The organism is Nibrella viscosa (assembly GCF_039541875.1).
Taxonomy (GTDB): domain Bacteria; phylum Bacteroidota; class Bacteroidia; order Cytophagales; family Spirosomataceae; genus Nibrella; species Nibrella viscosa.
Map to the genome: position 1 here is coordinate 191,581 of NZ_BAABHB010000009.1, position 15,927 is coordinate 207,507.

A 15,927-nucleotide genomic window follows, 5' to 3' on the forward strand; every position below is an offset into this window, starting at 1 on the left:
TACATACCGAACATCCAGCCAAGTACTCCAAGTATAAAGATAAGACATCTATAGGATATGTATTCTAAATGTTTGCTCTAGCAAGCATAGTAACAATCCTACAGAAAACCAATAAATTCATATATTGCGGCTGACTTTGGCGTACGTTTAAACGCCTGCCTACAACTCCTATGCCTTACGTAGCCGCTATTGACCAGGGAACCACCAGTACCCGCTGTATTGTATTTGACCGCCAGGGAAAGATTGTCTCCCTCGCCCAGAAAGAACACCAGCAGATTTACCCCCAACCCGGCTGGGTCGAACATAACCCCGAAGAAATCTGGCATAATACGCAGGAAGTAATTGCCCTGGCCCGAATTGAAGCGCAGTTACAGGCCCACGATATTGTAGCGGTGGGCATCACCAACCAGCGCGAGACGACGGTGGTCTGGAACCGCCGGACCGGCAAACCGTACTACAACGCCCTGGTCTGGCAGGATACCCGCACCGATGCGCTGGTAGCCCAGTACGAGCGCGAAGGAGGGCAGGACCGGTTTCGGGAGGCTACGGGGCTGCCGCTGGCTACCTATTTCAGCGGCCTCAAACTGAAGTGGATTCTGGACAACGTGCCCGGCGTGCGGGAAGATGCTGAGCGGGGTCTGGCTATTTTCGGCAATATCGATACCTACATTATCTGGCACCTGACGGGCGGTCATTACAACGGCCTGCATATCACCGACGTAACCAACGCCAGCCGGACGCAGCTCATGAACCTGAAAACCCTGGAATGGGATGATGATCTGCTCCAGGCGTTTGATATTCCGCGGGCGATGCTGCCGCAAATCCGGTCCAGCAGTGAGGTGTACGGCAAAGTGACCTCGGAGGTGCTGCCGGGCGTGCCGGTGGCGGGTATCCTGGGCGATCAGCAGGCGGCTCTGGTTGGGCAGACCTGCTATGAGCCCGGACAGGCCAAAAACACCTACGGTACCGGCTGCTTTCTGCTGATGAACACCGGCACCGAAATCCGCCAATCGACCTGCGGGTTGCTCACCACGGTGGCGTACCGCTTTCAGGACCAGCCCGCCCACTATGCCCTAGAAGGCAGCGTGGCCATCACGGGTGCGCTGGTGCAGTGGCTGCGCGACAACCTGGGCATTATTGAAAACAGCGCCGATATAGAGTCCCTGGCCGCAACGGTTTCCGACAATGGCGGAGCCTACTTTGTACCGGCCTTCTCCGGCTTATATGCCCCCTACTGGAAATCCGACGCCCGCGGAGTTATTGCTGGCTTAACCCGTTTTGTGAACAAAGGCCACCTGGCGCGGGCTGTACTGGAAGCCACCGCCTACCAGACGCTGGATGTAGTAAAGGCCATGGAGCAGGATGCCGGTATTCACCTCAACTCCCTCCGGGTCGATGGTGGCATGACCGTAAACGAACTCCTGATGCAGTTCCAGGCCAATCTGGTGGATGTACCCGTTGTGCGCCCCCTGATTACCGAGACAACCGCGCTGGGAGCCGCCTATGCCGCCGGGCTGGCCGTCGGCTTCTGGTCCAGCTTCGACGACCTGCGGCAGAACTGGGCCGTAGCCAAAACCTGGGAACCCAGCATGGGCTCCGAAGACCGCAACCAGCTCATTCGCGGCTGGCAGAAAGCCGTGGAGCGCTCGTTCGGGTGGGCGGAGTAGTAAACCGGAATTGCATTCCGGTTGTGGTTTCCGGACCAATGCAGTATAGTTTAGCGCACAGGCTCACCTAACCGGAATTATATTCCGGTTTACATTACTAACTTTGCAGCTAGACGTGAGCACCGGACTGGGTTATGACACATCAACTTGTACTAAAAAAGCCGCTGGCCTTCTTTGACCTCGAAACAACCGGGGTCAGCGTGGCTAAGGACCGCATTGTCGAAATCTGCATTGCCAAGGCATTGCCCAACGGAGAGGTGGTGATTAAAGACCAGCGTATTAACCCGCAAATACCGATTCCGCTGGAGACAAGTCTGATTCACGGCATTTACGACGAGGATGTAAAAGATGCGCCCCCCTTCAAGGCGGTAGCCCGAACGCTGGCGCAGTTTCTGGACGGCTGCGATCTGGCCGGCTTCAACTGCAACCGCTTCGATGTGCCTATGTTGGTAGAGGAGTTTCTGCGGGCGAATGTCGATTTTGACATGAAGAACCGGCGACTGGTAGATGCGCAGCGCATTTACCACATGATGGAACCCCGGAACCTCTCGGCCGCTTACAAATTCTATTGCGGCAAAGACCTGATAAATGCCCATAGTGCCCAGGCCGATACGCTGGCGTCGTTTGAGGTGCTGAACGCCCAGGTTCAGCGCTACCTCGGCCGTGTAGTGAAAGACGATAAAGGCAACGAAATCCTGCTCCAGAATGATGTGGACGTACTCCATTCCCTGAGCGCCAGCAATGTGGTCGATTTTGCCGGGCGAATGGTGTATAACGACAAAGGGCAGGAAGTCTTCAACTTCGGCAAGCATACGGGCAAACCCGTTATTGACGTATTACAGAAAGAACCCTCCTACTATGACTGGATGCTTAACGGCGATTTCCCGCTCGACACCAAGCGCAAACTAACCGAAATACGCCTGCGGATGTTTAGCAGCGGACTTGCCAGCACTACACGAAAGTGATTTTTCCGGAGGAAAAATAGCCTGGTGGCTTTTGTTTGACCGTTCGCTAATTTCATCATCCCTTTGAGCAAGCGGTATTTATCCCTAACTTTGCCGCGACTTTTTTAACCTGCGTTCTATGCAGCCCTCACAACCAGTTAATATACCGGAGGTTATCCAACAGATACCTCTTAATTACTATTTGATTATCAGTACGGCTTTGTTTGTCATTGGTATCATCGGCGTACTGACCCGGCGGAATGCAATTATCATCTTTATGTCTATTGAGTTGATGCTGAACGCCGTAAACCTGCTACTGATCGCCTTCTCGTCGTACCGATCCGACCCGGCCGGGCAGGTGTTTGTCTTCTTCATTATGGCCGTGGCAGCCGCTGAGGTTTCCGTGGGACTGGCCATTATCGTAATGATTTACCGCAACATCCGCTCCATCGATGTGGGGCTGCTCAATAAACTGAAGTGGTAACCGTACCCGAACTGTATCACTTGACTCTGACTGATTTACATCCATGCAGATAGACCTACTCTGTATTTTAATCCCGTTATTTCCGCTTATCGGCTTTGCCATTAACGGACTTGGGTTCCGCCAGATACCTAAGGGTGCCGTTGGCCTGATCGGCTCGGCGGCCGCGCTGGCTTCGTTTGCCGTTTCGCTGTACCTGTTCGCTTTTTTCCGGACGCAGGTGGGCATTACCGGCAGCAATGCGCCCATTATCGCTAACCTGTTCGACTGGATCAGCGTCGGTAACCTGAACATCAGCTTCTCCTTCCAGATTGATCAGCTTTCGTTGCTAATGCTGCTGATTGTCACCGGCGTTGGCTCGCTGATTCACATTTATTCCATCGGCTACATGAAGCATGATGAGGGGTTCGGTAAGTTCTTTGCTTTCCTGAACCTCTTCCTGTTTTTCATGCTGCTGCTGGTGATGGGCTCCAACTACGTGGTCATGTTTATCGGCTGGGAAGGCGTTGGTTTGTGCTCGTATCTGCTGATCGGCTTCTGGAATACCAATACCAATTACAACAATGCCGCCCGCAAAGCCTTTGTGATGAACCGGATTGGTGACCTTGGCTTTCTGCTGGGCATCTTCATGCTAATCACCACCTTCGGTTCGGTTGAGTACGTCACTATTTTCGATCAGGCTACCGGTTTTGCCGTCGGCGATAAGACCATGCTGGCTATCACGCTGCTGCTATTTGTGGGCGCAGCCGGTAAATCGGCGCAGATTCCGCTATACACCTGGCTGCCCGACGCTATGGCGGGTCCGACACCGGTATCGGCACTGATCCACGCTGCCACGATGGTGACGGCCGGTATTTATATGATTGTCCGTTCCAACGTGCTGTATACGCTGGCTCCGCTGACGCTCGACATCATCGGCGGCATTGCCATCGCAACGGCCCTGCTGGCCGCTTCGATCGGTCTGGTGCAGAATGACATTAAAAAGGTGCTGGCTTATTCAACGGTTAGTCAGTTAGGCTACATGTTTCTGGGTCTTAGCGTTACGGCCTATACGGCTGGTATGTTCCATGTTATCACCCACGCGTTTTTCAAAGCCCTGTTGTTCCTCGGAGCCGGCAGCGTTATTCACGCCATGTCCGACGAGCAGGACATCCGGAACATGGGTGGCCTGCGGAAGTACCTGCCCGTTACGTTCTGGACTTTTCTGATCGGCACCATCGCCATTTCGGGTATTCCGCCGTTTGCTGGTTTCTTCTCCAAAGATGAGATCCTGGCGCATGTCTTTGAACATAACAAGGTCCTTTGGGTACTGGGTCTGATCGGCTCGGCCATGACGTCCTTCTATATGTTCCGGCTGCTGTTCCTGACCTTCTTCGGTGAGTTCCGGGGGACCGACGAGCAGCGCCACCACCTGCACGAGTCGCCGGCCTCCATGACCATTCCGCTGCTTGTGCTGGCCGTATTATCAGCCGTGGGCGGACTGCTTAACCTGCCGGGTGGCGGCTGGTTAAGCGATTTTATGGCTCCGCTGTTTGAGCCCTCGCGCCGGGTGAATCCACAGGCATTTGCTGAAGGTACCATTGACCACAGCACGGAGTACATGCTCATGGCTATTTCGACCGGTGTTGCGGTACTTTCGCTCGTTGCCGCTTATGTGGTGTATGTCAGCCGCCGGGCTGTACCGGCTCCAGAAACGGTAGAGCGGCCGGTAACCGAGAAGGTGCTGTACAACAAATATTATATTGACGAATTCTACGAAACAATCATCGTCCGGCCGATTCGCGGTCTGGGTGATGCCCTGTACAGCTTCGGTGAGTTCGTGATCGATGGTGTTGTCAATGGCGTAGCCTGGCTGGTACGGGCAAGTTCCGGTCAGTTGCGGCTGCTGCAAAACGGCTCCATCGGCTTCTACGTTTTTGCGATGGTCCTTAGCATTGCCGCCATCGTTGCCTTACGATTCTTTGTCAGATTCTAAATTTAGTTTAAGGTTTGTAGTCTGAAGTTTGAAGTTGCGCGGAAGCAATTTTAACCTCAAACCTCAAACCTCAAACTTCAAACTCTAAGAAATGCTTACGCTTGCACTTATATTATTTCCCATCGTAGCGGCACTGGTCGTGCTGGCCATGAACGGTGAGTCGGCAAAGAGACTGGCCTTTGGCGCGGCCCTGATTGAACTGGCACTGGCGGCTTATGCCTTCATACGCTTTGTACCCAATGCGCAGTCGCAGTTCGGGTTCGATTATCCCTGGCTGGCATCCGGTGGCATTCGGTTCAGCGCCGGTATCGACGGTATCAGTCTGCTGCTGGTCGTGCTGACGGGCCTGCTGGTGCCCCTGATCATCCTGTCGGCGTTCCGGCAGAAGTATGACCGGACGTCGGCGTTCTACGCCCTGATCCTGTTTATGCAGGCGGCTCTAATGGGTGTCTTTACAGCCCGTGACGCCTTTCTGTTTTACCTCTTTTTCGAAGCCGCGCTGATTCCTGTGTACTTCCTGGCGGCTATGTGGGGCGGTGAAAACCGGATACCGGTCACGTTCAAGTTTTTTGTATACACCATCTTCGGCAGTTTGTTTATGCTGCTGGGAATTATTTACCTGTACTACCAGACGGGTTCGATGGTGGCGGGTCCGCCGGTTGCGGGTGCTCCTGCCATCAGTGCCGCTCACTCCTCAGCCATTGCCGACTTCTATGCGCTGAACCTCAGCCCGACCGTGCAAAGCTGGTTATTCTGGGCGTTCTTTATTGCCTTTGCCATCAAAATGCCGGTTTTCCCGTTCCATACCTGGCAACCCGATACCTATGTAGAATCACCCACCCCGGCAACTATGCTGCTGGCCGGTATCATGCTGAAGATGGGGGTTTACGGCGTTATTCGTCTCGTCCTGCCGATTGTGCCGGCGGGCGTCGATGTCTGGGGCACTACGGCGATGGTCCTCGCCATTATCGGAATCGTCTACGGCTCCGTAATTGCCATCCGGCAGCGCGATATGAAGCGGCTGATTGCGTACTCGTCCTTCGCGCACGTGGGTCTGATGGCCGCCGGGGTATTTTCCCAAACGGCCAACGGTTTGCAGGGCGCGCTGGTGCAGATGCTGGCGCACGGCATCAACGTAGTCGGTCTGTTTTTCATCGCCGAAATCATCTTCTCCCGCACCAACAGCCGGATGCTCGACCAACTGGGCGGCATTACCCGCACCACACCGAGACTGACGGTTTACTTCATGATTATCCTGCTCGGTAGCGTAGCGCTGCCGCTGACCAACGGCTTTGTCGGCGAGTTTCTGCTGCTGTCGGGCGTATTCAGCTATAACAACTGGCTGGGTGCCGTGGCCGGTCTGACCATCATTCTGGGGGCGGTGTATATGCTTCGGATGTACCAGAAAAGCATGTTCGGCGCAACCTCGGCTCGTACCGAAGGCTTTGCCGACGTGAGCGGCTCCGAAAGCTGGGTCCTGATTCCGCTGGTGTTTATGGTTTTCTGGATCGGGATGTACCCCAACTCCTTCCTGAAGATGACCGAACCGGCCGTTACCAATTTATTACAATACATCACCGGCTAACCGGTTGTAACCATAGACACACGAACTTAACCAAATACTATGCTTCCCATCGTTCTGTTATCGGTTTTTGGGATCATCCTCCTTTTTCTGGGCTTTATGAAATCCCGGGCGGTGTTGCTGCCGGCCTGCCTGTTATTTATTACGCTGGCGCTGGCCTCCAACTTTATCGACTGGAATAAAACCTACTTATATTTCAACAGCATGATGCTGATGAACAACCTGGCGATGGTATTTATCGGGATCGTGCTCATTTCGGCGTTCATGGTTGTAGCCCTGTCGGGGCATTACCTCGAAGATGAATCCGCCCAACCCGCCGAGTACTACGCCATTCTCTTGTTCTCGCTGGTGGGGGCGATTATGATGATCAGCTTCGAGAACCTGCTTATGCTTTTCGTTGGCATTGAGATCCTGTCGGTGGCCATGTACATCCTGACCGGCAGCGACAAGCATAATCTGCGGGCCAACGAAGCCTCCATCAAATACTTTCTGATGGGAGCTTTTGCCACCGGCATCATGCTGTTTGGCATTGCGTTGCTGTACGGAGCTACCGGCTCGTTTGCCGTTTCAGGGATCAGAGGGGTTATAGGAGCCGGCAGTGGGGCGTCACTCCTGCTGTATGTAGGCTTGCTGCTGCTGCTGATCGGTATTCTGTTTAAAGTATCGGCGGCACCGTTCCACTTCTGGACGCCCGACGTATACGATGGCGCTCCTACCCTGTTTACGGCCTATATGTCAACCGTGGTAAAAACGGCGGGTTTCGCGGCTCTGCTCCGCCTGTTGTCGGTACCATTCAATAATGTCTATAACTTCTGGTGGGTTATTCTGGCCATCATTACGGCGCTAACGCTGGTGGCCGGTAATGTTACGGCTGTATACCAGAACAGCTTCAAGCGGATGATGGCGTATTCCAGCATCTCTCATGCCGGGTACCTGTTAATCGGTTTAGCTGCCCTGACCCAACAAAGCCGGCAGGCCCTGGTTTTCTATTCGCTGGCTTACTCGCTGGCGACCATCTCGGCGTTTGGCATCCTGCTGCTGGTAGCCCGTGAGCGTTCCTTAAACCGGCTGAATACCGATAATCGTTCCGACGAAAGTTTTGACGCCTTCAACGGGCTGGCCCGTAAAAACCCCCTGCTGGGCTTTGTGATGGCCGTGTCTATGCTCTCGCTGGCGGGTATTCCGCTGACGGCCGGTTTCTGGGGTAAGTTTATGGTGTTTTCGGCAGCCGTGGAGCGCGGTATGATCTGGCTGCTTGTGGTAGCCGTGCTGATGTCGGCAGTAGGTATCTATTATTACTTCCGGGTGGTTATTGCCATGTACTTCCGGGAGGGTACTACGGAGAATATCCGGATTGCGCCCTTCTACCGGTTTGTGCTGATTGCCGCCACTGTACTGACCATTGCGCTGGGTATTGTGCCTGGGCTGCTTCAGGGTCTGGTATAGGGGTACGCCGACCGTTGGCTCATATACTACTAAATATGTGGTCAGACAACCAAGCTTTTTGTAGTTTCGCAGGTCGGCTAATGAGAAAATGTAGCAATCTTTCCTGTTTGTTAGAACGTGAACGTGACCGCGACGCAACCTGTAAAATATAAGGGTCTTAGAGGCTTCTTTAATTTTTTTCTGACAGCTCTGCTGGGGGCGTCCGTGAATTTTATCAGCCAGATAGTCTACAGACGCTATTTTGATTTTGACACCAGTGTGTTCATGGGCTATCTGACGGCAACGGTCGTTAGTTTCCTGCCCACCAAAATTTTTGCGTTTTCGGCAAAGCAAACCGGCAATACCGGTCGGGAAGCCATCAAGTTTGTTGTCATTGCCCTGGTGGCCCTGGTGGTTCAGGTATTTGTATCAAAGTATACCCTGGAGTGGGTAGCCAACCCGCTTCTGCCCTCTATCGGAAAATTCTACCGCGAAAAAAGCTCACACGTAGTCGGTATGGGCTTTAGTTTTATGGCCAATTACTTCGGCCATAAATTGCTTACCTTTCGCAGCACCGGCATGTACGACCGGATTCGCTCGAAGTCTGCCCGTCAAAGTGAAAAGCAATTTTAAAGATTATTAGAAACGTTCTAATCATTTTTTGTACTTTCCTCATTAGAGTGTGGGTTTAACTGAATTTTAAGCTGACTTTAATTGCACTGTTCAGAAACCTGGTAATTTTGCTGCCGGATCTTAAACGCCACTAAGAAAATGAAAAAAGTATTTGCTTTACTGGTTGTAAGTAGCCTGCTGACATTGGCTGCCTGCGAGAGCAAAACCAGAACAGATGTCACATTAACCGATACAACAGCTACTACAGCAACCTCTTCGGATACAACATTGACCCCTGCCGCTACAGATACTACATCGGCTGCCGCTACAGCTACCTCAACAACAGTTGTAGCTACTACGGCGACAACCGGTACCGAAAGCTCCACGAAGTAATCGTTGTCAGTCACTACAAAAAAGCCCTATCTTTGGTAGGGCTTTTTTGTTTCTATTCTCCTTGAAAGACCTTTTTACAAGTCATATTCCGGCCGAAGCAGTTCCATATTGCCAGCAATTGTTTACGCAATATCCATTTCTTTTCCGGGTTACCAGACCCCGACGTACCAAGTTTGGCGACTTCCGGGTGTTTCCGGACGGGCAGGTTCAGATTACCGTCAATGCCGACCTGAACCCGTACGCCTTTCTGATTACCCTTGTTCATGAGATAGCCCATCTGGTTGTACACCGTACCTACCGCCGGCGACCACAGCCCCACGGCAAAGCCTGGCAGACGACCTTTCAGCGGCTGATGCAGCCGCTGCTGACCGAACAAATTTTTCCGGCTCCTATTCTGCCCCCGCTCCAGACCTACATGCTGCGGCCGGCTGCTACGACCGGCGGTAGCCCAGCCCTGGTGCAGGCACTCCGCCAATATGATAGGCGGCCCCAGCCCGATGGAACTCAGGTATCGCTGAAAGACTTACCGGAAGGACAATCTTTTATCTTTCGAAAAAAAATTTACGTACGGGGTGCGTTACGGCGAACCCGCGTCGTTTGTAAAGAAGTAAGTTCAGGTGTTTCGTACGCCATTCTGGCTCATGCCTGGGTAGATCGATGTGAATAAACGTGTACCAACGAATCCTGGAATGCAATTCCGGCATTTTCTTTACGGGCTCTTCCTTACTATTATCACCTGTTCAGTACCCGCCCTGGCCCAACCAGCCTCGTCGGTCCTGAAAACAGGGGCCTGGGTGAAGATTGGGGTCACCAAAACAGGGGTACACCGACTCGATTATGCTACCTTGACAAAACAAGTGCCGGCCTTTGCTAATGCCGACCCACGCCGGTTCCGGCTCTACGGCAACGGAGGGGCTCCGCTGCCCCAGGCCAATGCTGCGGCCCGTCTGCCGGACCTTACCGAAAATGCCGTACTGGTAACCGGTGAAGCTGATGGCCGTTTTGACCGCTCCGATGCCCTTCTGTTCTTCGGCCAAAGCCCCCACACCGTTCGCTATGACTCGACGGCCCGGCGGCTGACGCATCAGATCAACCCGTATTGTGACACTACGTTTTATTTTCTGACCGTCGGCAACGAACCGGGGCTGCGCATTGAAAACCGAAGCGCCGGTTCGGCCACCGGACTGCCGGTGATCAGTTCGTTCACCGATTATGCCTTTCGGGAAGAAGACCTGACCAACCGCATCCAATCAGGCCGTGAGTGGTGGGGTGATTATTTTGGGGTGTATGCCTCGCAGGCGTTCACGTTCGACCTGAGCGGCTACGTAGCTAACACACCAGTTATGGTCACCTCGTCGGTCATGGCCGAAGCCACAGTTCCGACTAAATTCATCATTCGGCAGGACAACCGGCTCATTGGTACACAGGAAATAGGTGCCGTGACTGATTACCGCTATGACCGTAAAGGCATTGAAAACCGACAGGTCTTCAGCTACACCCCAGCCACAATGCCCAGCCCGCTGAAGCTGACGCTCGACTACGACAAAAGCAACCAGTCAGGCGCTCAGGGATACCTGAACTTTCTGGCAATTCAGTTTCAGCGCGAACTCCGGCAGTACGCCCAGCCCGTCTGGGTGCGCGGACCAGCCGGCCGGTACGGAGCCAAAGCCGCCGACGCCAATCTCCGCATCTGGGATATTTCAGACCCGTTTCGGATTGTGGCACAAGGCTATGCGCTTACTGGGCAGGAAGCAACCTGGTCAGGCGCAACCCGCTCCGTCAACGACTATTGGCTCTTTACAGACACACAAACCGCAGAGCCGGCTTCTGTTACGCCAATACCTAACCAGAATATCCGTGCCGAAGCCACCCCGAATCTCCTGATTGTAACCCCAGCGGCCTGGAAAAGCGAAGCGGAGCGGCTGGCTACCTTCCGGCGCAGCCACGACGGATTAACGGTGCTGGTGGTGACTACGCAGCAGGTGTATAACGAGTTTGCCTCCGGTCAGCCCGATGTATCTGCTATTCGGGACATGGCCCGCTATTTTAACCAGAAGCAGCCCGACCGGCTTCGCTATCTGCTCCTGTTCGGCGATGCTACATACGACTACCGGAACAAAAGCAAGATACTGACCCCGGCGGAGCAGGCCAACACCATACCGGTTTACGAGAGCCGCGAATCCCTGAACCCGGTACTCACATATTCTTCCGACGATTATTTCGGCTTTCTGAAAGACACGGATGGCGAATGGGCCGAAAATCCGGCGGGTGACCAACTGCTCGATATAGGGGTAGGCCGGTTGCCGGTAAAATCCCTGACCGAAGCTAAAATAGTTGTTGATAAACTAATCAACTACAGCGGCAACCCAACGCTGGCCGGTGAGTGGCGTACCCGCCTGATGCTGGTGGCCGACGACGGTGACGACAACATGCACCAGCTTGACGCCGACCGTCTGGCCCGGCAGGTTGAAACGCAATACCCTGCGTTCCGGCCCGAGCGGGTCTTTGTCGATGCCTTTCCGATCGAGAAAGCGCCAACGGGTCAGAAAGCGCCCGCCGTCAATCAGGTCATTAACCGGGGCATAGACGATGGTCGACTCATCATCAATTATGCCGGTCATGGGGGTGTATCGGGCTGGGCCGAGGAGCAGATTCTGACACTTCAGGATATTTTCTCCTGGAAAAACCGGCGGCTCCCGCTCCTGGTAACGGCCACTTGCGAGTTTGGGCGGTACGATGATCCCGGCCGCAATTCAGGAGCCGAGCTGGCGCTGGTTGGCAATGCCGCCGGTTGCATTGGCTTGCTGACCACGACCCGGCCAGTGTTTGCCAACACCAACTTTTTGCTCAACCAGGCCTTCTACGAGCGTGTCTTCCGCATGACCAAAGGCGGGCTGCCGCGCCTGGGTGACATCATGCGCGAGACCAAAAACAACAGCCTGAGCGGCAGCCTGAACCGAAACTTCGCGCTGCTGGGTGACCCCTCTATGCAGCTAGCCTATCCACAGGCAAGGGTTAATCTGACACACCTGAACGGGCAACCCCTGTCACCAGCGAAAACAGACACCCTCAGGGCTCTTCAGGCCGTGGAGCTGAAGGGGGAAATACGGGACCCCGCCGGCAATCAGTTGCTCAGCGATTTTACGGGCAGCCTGCGGCTTACGCTTTACGATAAACCGGTGGTTCAGACTACGCTGGGCACTAACGGGCCAAAAATGAACTATCCGGCCTATATAAGCCCGCTGTATACCGGACAGGTTAAGGTGGTGCAGGGGCGGTTTATGCTGCGGTTCAGACTTCCCAACGAACTGAACAAGACCTTTGGGTTAGGCAAAGTAGTTACCTACGCCATCCGGGCCGATAGTCTGCAGGAAGCAGCAGGCAGTTACGAGAACTTTAGCATCGGCGGCCTCTCGGCACCCGATAGCGTTGACACTCAGCCACCGGTCATTAAGCTGGCTATAGCGAGTCAGGTACTGAGTGAGGAGCCGCTAACAGTAGCCGGACCGGATGTAACGCTGGTGGGTCAACTGAGCGATAACTGGGGCATTAGTACCGCCCGGAGCAGCAGTCATAATCTAACGGTCCAACTGAATACGCAGCCACCGGTCATTGCGAATGAGTCTTATACCGCCCTGGACCCAAATGGGCGGCAGGGCGAGTTACGGTACACGTTCCGGGGGCTTGAACCGGGCATATACACCGTTCAGGTAAAAGCCTCCGATATTAGCAATAATTCTGCCGGGGCCTCGTTGACGTTTAAAGTTTCCGAAAAGCCGGCCCTGGCATTTCGGGAAATTCGGGCCTTTCCGAACCCATTTAGCGCCCAGGTTACGCTCGAGGCCACCCAAAACCGTCCGGGTGAGTCAATCGAGTGGGTTTTATCTATTTATGATGTAAGCGGACGCCTACAGACCGAACGGCAGGGTACCTGCGATCAATGCCCGTCAACCCTGCCGGAGATGCATTGGGACGGGCGGGGCAACAGCGGTAGTCAGCTACCTAATGGCATGTATTTATATCGGTTGCGCCTTCAATCACTGACCGACAAAACAGAAGCAGTGCAAAGCGGTCGGCTACTAATGCTGAAATGATAATTCGTACCAGAGAATAATACATTTTTTCAATTCCACCGAATACTTGTATTTTTGGCCTTGCAGGACTCCGCAGGCTCATGCCTAAGTCACTGTCATTTAATGTAAAAACCTTCTATGAAGCGTATTTTTTCCCGTTGTTTTATCGGAGCAGGCTGTTTCCTGCCTTTTCTTGTTTCAGCACAGGTAACAACGCCCAGCGGACAACAGCTACGGGTTGTCAACTCCTCGGTTCCTTTTATCAACTTTACGCCCGATGCACGGAGTGGGGCGTTGGGGGAGGCCGGAGTAGCGCTGTCTCCCGATGCCAACGCCATTTTCTGGAATCCGGCAAAACTGGTTTTTGCGCAGGAAAATGCCGGTGCATCGGTTTCCTATACCCCCTGGCTGCGTGATCTGATCGGCGATATGTATTATACGTATCTGACCGGGTATAAGAAAATTGGCAAAAACCAGGTTATTGGCGCGTCGCTGCTTTACTTCGATCTGGGCACGATTCAATTCACCACTGCGCAGGGCTTAGCGGCCGGTACGTTTAACTCGCGGGAATACGCCTTTACGGCCAACTATTCACGTCAGTTGTTTCGCAACTTTTCGATGGGGGTTAACCTGAAGTATATAAACTCTAATCTCGCAGGTTCATACACAGTAAACGGTACTGCCATTAAGCCCGGAGCTACGGCGGCTGTCGACATCAGCGCGTATTATCAGGATCAGGTGCGGGATGAGGTTAGCGGAAAAGGAATTGGCTGGGCTTACGGGGCCATGCTCTCGAACCTGGGTGGCCGGATCAACTACGGCAGTGAAGAACGCTACTTTATCCCGACGAACCTGCGGCTAGGAGGCCGGTTCACTTATTTTGCCGATCAGGTCAACAAATTCAATTTTGTGCTTGACTTCAATAAACTCATGGTGCCCACGCCACCCATATACGGTACTCCCGTAAACGGACAGGCCCCTCCTATTTTAGCCGGCCAGAACCCAAACCGTCCGTACCTGAGTGCTATCTTTGGCTCATTCGCCGACGCACCGGGTGGTTTCGCCGAAGAACTGAAAGAAATCACGATTTCGACCGGTGTCGAATACTGGTACAACGATCTGTTTGCCGCCCGACTCGGTTACTACAACGAATCGAATGAGAAAGGCGGTCGTAAATACCTGACCAGTGGTCTGGGGGTTCGGCTTCAGGATCGCTACGGCATTGATTTCTCCTACCTGATGCCGCTTAAAGGCAACAGCCCGCTGGCCAATACCTTCCGGGTGTCACTGCTGATTAATTTTAACCGGGGAGTGGGCCGCGTAAACGAGGGTTCCGACGAATAATTTCTTGAGACTTTTTATCAAAATGGCATTTCAACTGGAATGCCATTTTTTATTATTTAGCGCAATTTTAGTGCATGACAGCAGACAGAACACAAGCGCCGGCATACCAGGCCATCCACGACATACGCTTACCGGCCGTAGAAAAACACCTTCTTGATAATGGTCAGCCCCTCTACCTGATTGCCGTTGACCAGCAACCCGTACTGCGGCTGGAGTGCAACTTTGAAGCCGGTGCGTGGTATGAAACGCAACCCAACACCGCCTTTTTCGCCCTGAAAATGCTGGCCGAAGGAACCGCCACGCGCTCCTCTGCCGACATCAGCGAGTATTTCGACCGCTACGGTGCTTTTCTGGAACTGAACAGCGGCCACGATCGGGCTAGCCTGGTGGTCTATTGCCTGACCAAACACCTGCCGGCCATTCTGCCCATGCTTCGGGAGATGCTGACGGAACCTGCCTTTCCGCAGAAAGAATTTAACGACCTGCGAAACATTACAACCCAGAACCTGCGCGTCAACCTGGAAAAGAACAGCTACCTGGCGGGTGTACTCTTCCGGGAGCAGGTATTCGGCAACACCCATCCTTATGGCCGCAGCCAGCAACTCAGCGACATTGACAACCTGTCGATCGACGCAGTGGTTCGGTTTTACGAAAAAACAATCCGGCACCAGCCCTTCCGTGTGTTGCTGGCTGGGCAGGCCGGTATTCCGGAGATAGCCCTGGTCAATGAGGTGTTGGGTCAGTTACCCATAGCGCAGGAGGGTGTACCAACCGCCCCTGCACGTTATGACGCGGGCAGTTCGCAATCGGTTGTGCTGGACAAGCCGGCCAGTATTCAATCATCGATCCGGCTGGGCCGGCGGCTTTTTACCCGGCAGCATCCGGACTACTACAAGATGCTGGTGACTAACGAGGTGCTGGGCGGCTATTTTGGATCGCGCCTGATGAAGAACATACGCGAGGAAAAAGGCCTCACATACGGTATCTGGTCCAGCGTGGCAGCATTCCGGCACGAAGGGTATTTTCTGATCGGCACCGATGTGAAGAAAGAATTTACCCAGCTTACCCTGGACGAAATCCGGAAGGAGATTCTGATGCTGGCCACAGAACCCGTACCCGACGATGAGCTCGAGACGGTAAAAAACTACATGGCCGGTGAGTTTGTCGGCTCGCTGAACACACCCTTTGAAATTGCCGACCGGTTCAAGATTGTCCTGTACGACAACCTGCCTGCCGACTTTCTCCACAACCACATTGCCAATCTGCGGGCGATCACGGCTGAAGCTATTCAGGAAACAGTTAACCGCTACCTGACAGATGATAATCTGCTTGAAATTGTCGTCGGCGGCAAGCAGTAGTCTACAAAACTTATCGATTATTAATGAGTTTTTAAAGTACAGACGGAACCGATTCCATAAAATAAGCGTAACT

At 53.6% G+C, this 15,927-nt stretch carries 12 protein-coding genes; 11 read left to right on the forward strand and 1 reads right to left on the reverse strand.

The annotated features are described in order from the left end of the window. Nucleotides 1-170 precede the first annotated feature (170 nt). The 7 genes from glpK to ABD931_RS20285 all read left to right on the forward strand — a co-directional run bounded on the left by glpK (nucleotide 171) and on the right by ABD931_RS20285 (nucleotide 8,707). A complete protein-coding gene (glpK, locus tag ABD931_RS20255; RefSeq protein ID WP_345269741.1) occupies nucleotides 171-1,667 on the forward strand; it encodes a glycerol kinase GlpK in 1,497 nt (498 codons plus the stop codon). Between the two features lie 134 nt (nucleotides 1,668-1,801). After that, complete coding sequence (locus ABD931_RS20260) at nucleotides 1,802-2,632, forward strand: exonuclease domain-containing protein (protein WP_345269742.1); 831 nt, start codon at nucleotides 1,802-1,804, stop codon at nucleotides 2,630-2,632. Nucleotides 2,633-2,750: 118 nt separating this feature from the next. Next, nucleotides 2,751-3,095: an NADH-quinone oxidoreductase subunit NuoK gene (gene nuoK / locus ABD931_RS20265; protein ID WP_345269744.1), complete on the forward strand. Its 345-nt coding sequence runs from the start codon at nucleotides 2,751-2,753 to the stop codon at nucleotides 3,093-3,095. Between the two features lie 43 nt (nucleotides 3,096-3,138). Next, entirely contained in the window at nucleotides 3,139-5,067 is a 1,929-nt protein-coding gene (nuoL, locus tag ABD931_RS20270) for an NADH-quinone oxidoreductase subunit L (RefSeq protein ID WP_345269745.1), read from the forward strand. Nucleotides 5,068-5,158: 91 nt separating this feature from the next. After that, the gene (locus tag ABD931_RS20275) at nucleotides 5,159-6,652 is read left to right on the forward strand and encodes a complex I subunit 4 family protein (protein ID WP_345269746.1); all 1,494 of its coding nucleotides are present in this window, start codon (nucleotides 5,159-5,161) and stop codon (nucleotides 6,650-6,652) included. A 39-nt stretch (nucleotides 6,653-6,691) separates the two neighbouring features. Further along, nucleotides 6,692-8,095, forward strand: coding sequence for an NADH-quinone oxidoreductase subunit N (locus tag ABD931_RS20280; RefSeq protein ID WP_345269747.1), 1,404 nt, complete (start codon nucleotides 6,692-6,694; stop codon nucleotides 8,093-8,095). A 123-nt stretch (nucleotides 8,096-8,218) separates the two neighbouring features. Then, the gene (locus tag ABD931_RS20285) at nucleotides 8,219-8,707 is read left to right on the forward strand and encodes a GtrA family protein (RefSeq protein WP_370469339.1); all 489 of its coding nucleotides are present in this window, start codon (nucleotides 8,219-8,221) and stop codon (nucleotides 8,705-8,707) included. A 77-nt stretch (nucleotides 8,708-8,784) separates the two neighbouring features. On the opposite strand, the gene ABD931_RS20290 is transcribed toward ABD931_RS20285, so the two are convergent. Further along, a complete protein-coding gene (locus ABD931_RS20290) occupies nucleotides 8,785-9,072 on the reverse strand; it encodes a hypothetical protein (protein ID WP_345269750.1) in 288 nt (95 codons plus the stop codon). 68 nt (nucleotides 9,073-9,140) lie between these two features. Between ABD931_RS20290 and ABD931_RS20295 the strand changes: the two genes are divergently transcribed. The 4 genes from ABD931_RS20295 (at nucleotide 9,141) to ABD931_RS20310 (ending at nucleotide 15,854) form a co-directional block, all read left to right on the forward strand. Continuing rightward, nucleotides 9,141-9,746 (forward strand): SprT-like domain-containing protein, encoded by a 606-nt coding sequence (locus tag ABD931_RS20295; RefSeq protein ID WP_345269751.1) that lies wholly within the window; start codon nucleotides 9,141-9,143, stop codon nucleotides 9,744-9,746. A gap of 22 nt (nucleotides 9,747-9,768) precedes the next feature. After that, on the forward strand, nucleotides 9,769-13,173 hold the full coding sequence (gene porU / locus ABD931_RS20300) for a type IX secretion system sortase PorU (protein WP_345269752.1): 3,405 nt from the start codon (nucleotides 9,769-9,771) through the stop codon (nucleotides 13,171-13,173). Between the two features lie 117 nt (nucleotides 13,174-13,290). After that, nucleotides 13,291-14,496, forward strand: a complete 1,206-nt coding sequence (gene porV, locus ABD931_RS20305; protein ID WP_345269753.1) for a type IX secretion system outer membrane channel protein PorV — start codon at nucleotides 13,291-13,293, stop codon at nucleotides 14,494-14,496. Nucleotides 14,497-14,570: 74 nt separating this feature from the next. Continuing rightward, the gene (locus ABD931_RS20310; RefSeq protein WP_345269754.1) at nucleotides 14,571-15,854 is read left to right on the forward strand and encodes a M16 family metallopeptidase; all 1,284 of its coding nucleotides are present in this window, start codon (nucleotides 14,571-14,573) and stop codon (nucleotides 15,852-15,854) included. The last annotated feature ends 73 nt before the right edge of the window (nucleotides 15,855-15,927 follow it).

Bases quoted from the DNA above. Each gene is read 5' to 3' on its own strand.
- glpK (WP_345269741.1), top strand. From the start codon at position 171: ATGCCTTACGTAGCCGCTATTGACCAGGGAACCACCAGTACCCGCTGT.
- ABD931_RS20260 (WP_345269742.1), top strand. From the start codon at position 1,802: ATGACACATCAACTTGTACTAAAAAAGCCGCTGGCCTTCTTTGACCTC.
- nuoK (WP_345269744.1), top strand. From the start codon at position 2,751: ATGCAGCCCTCACAACCAGTTAATATACCGGAGGTTATCCAACAGATA.
- nuoL (WP_345269745.1), top strand. From the start codon at position 3,139: ATGCAGATAGACCTACTCTGTATTTTAATCCCGTTATTTCCGCTTATC.
- ABD931_RS20275 (WP_345269746.1), top strand. From the start codon at position 5,159: ATGCTTACGCTTGCACTTATATTATTTCCCATCGTAGCGGCACTGGTC.
- ABD931_RS20280 (WP_345269747.1), top strand. From the start codon at position 6,692: ATGCTTCCCATCGTTCTGTTATCGGTTTTTGGGATCATCCTCCTTTTT.
- porU (WP_345269752.1), top strand. From the start codon at position 9,769: ATGCAATTCCGGCATTTTCTTTACGGGCTCTTCCTTACTATTATCACC.
- porV (WP_345269753.1), top strand. From the start codon at position 13,291: ATGAAGCGTATTTTTTCCCGTTGTTTTATCGGAGCAGGCTGTTTCCTG.
- ABD931_RS20310 (WP_345269754.1), top strand. From the start codon at position 14,571: ATGACAGCAGACAGAACACAAGCGCCGGCATACCAGGCCATCCACGAC.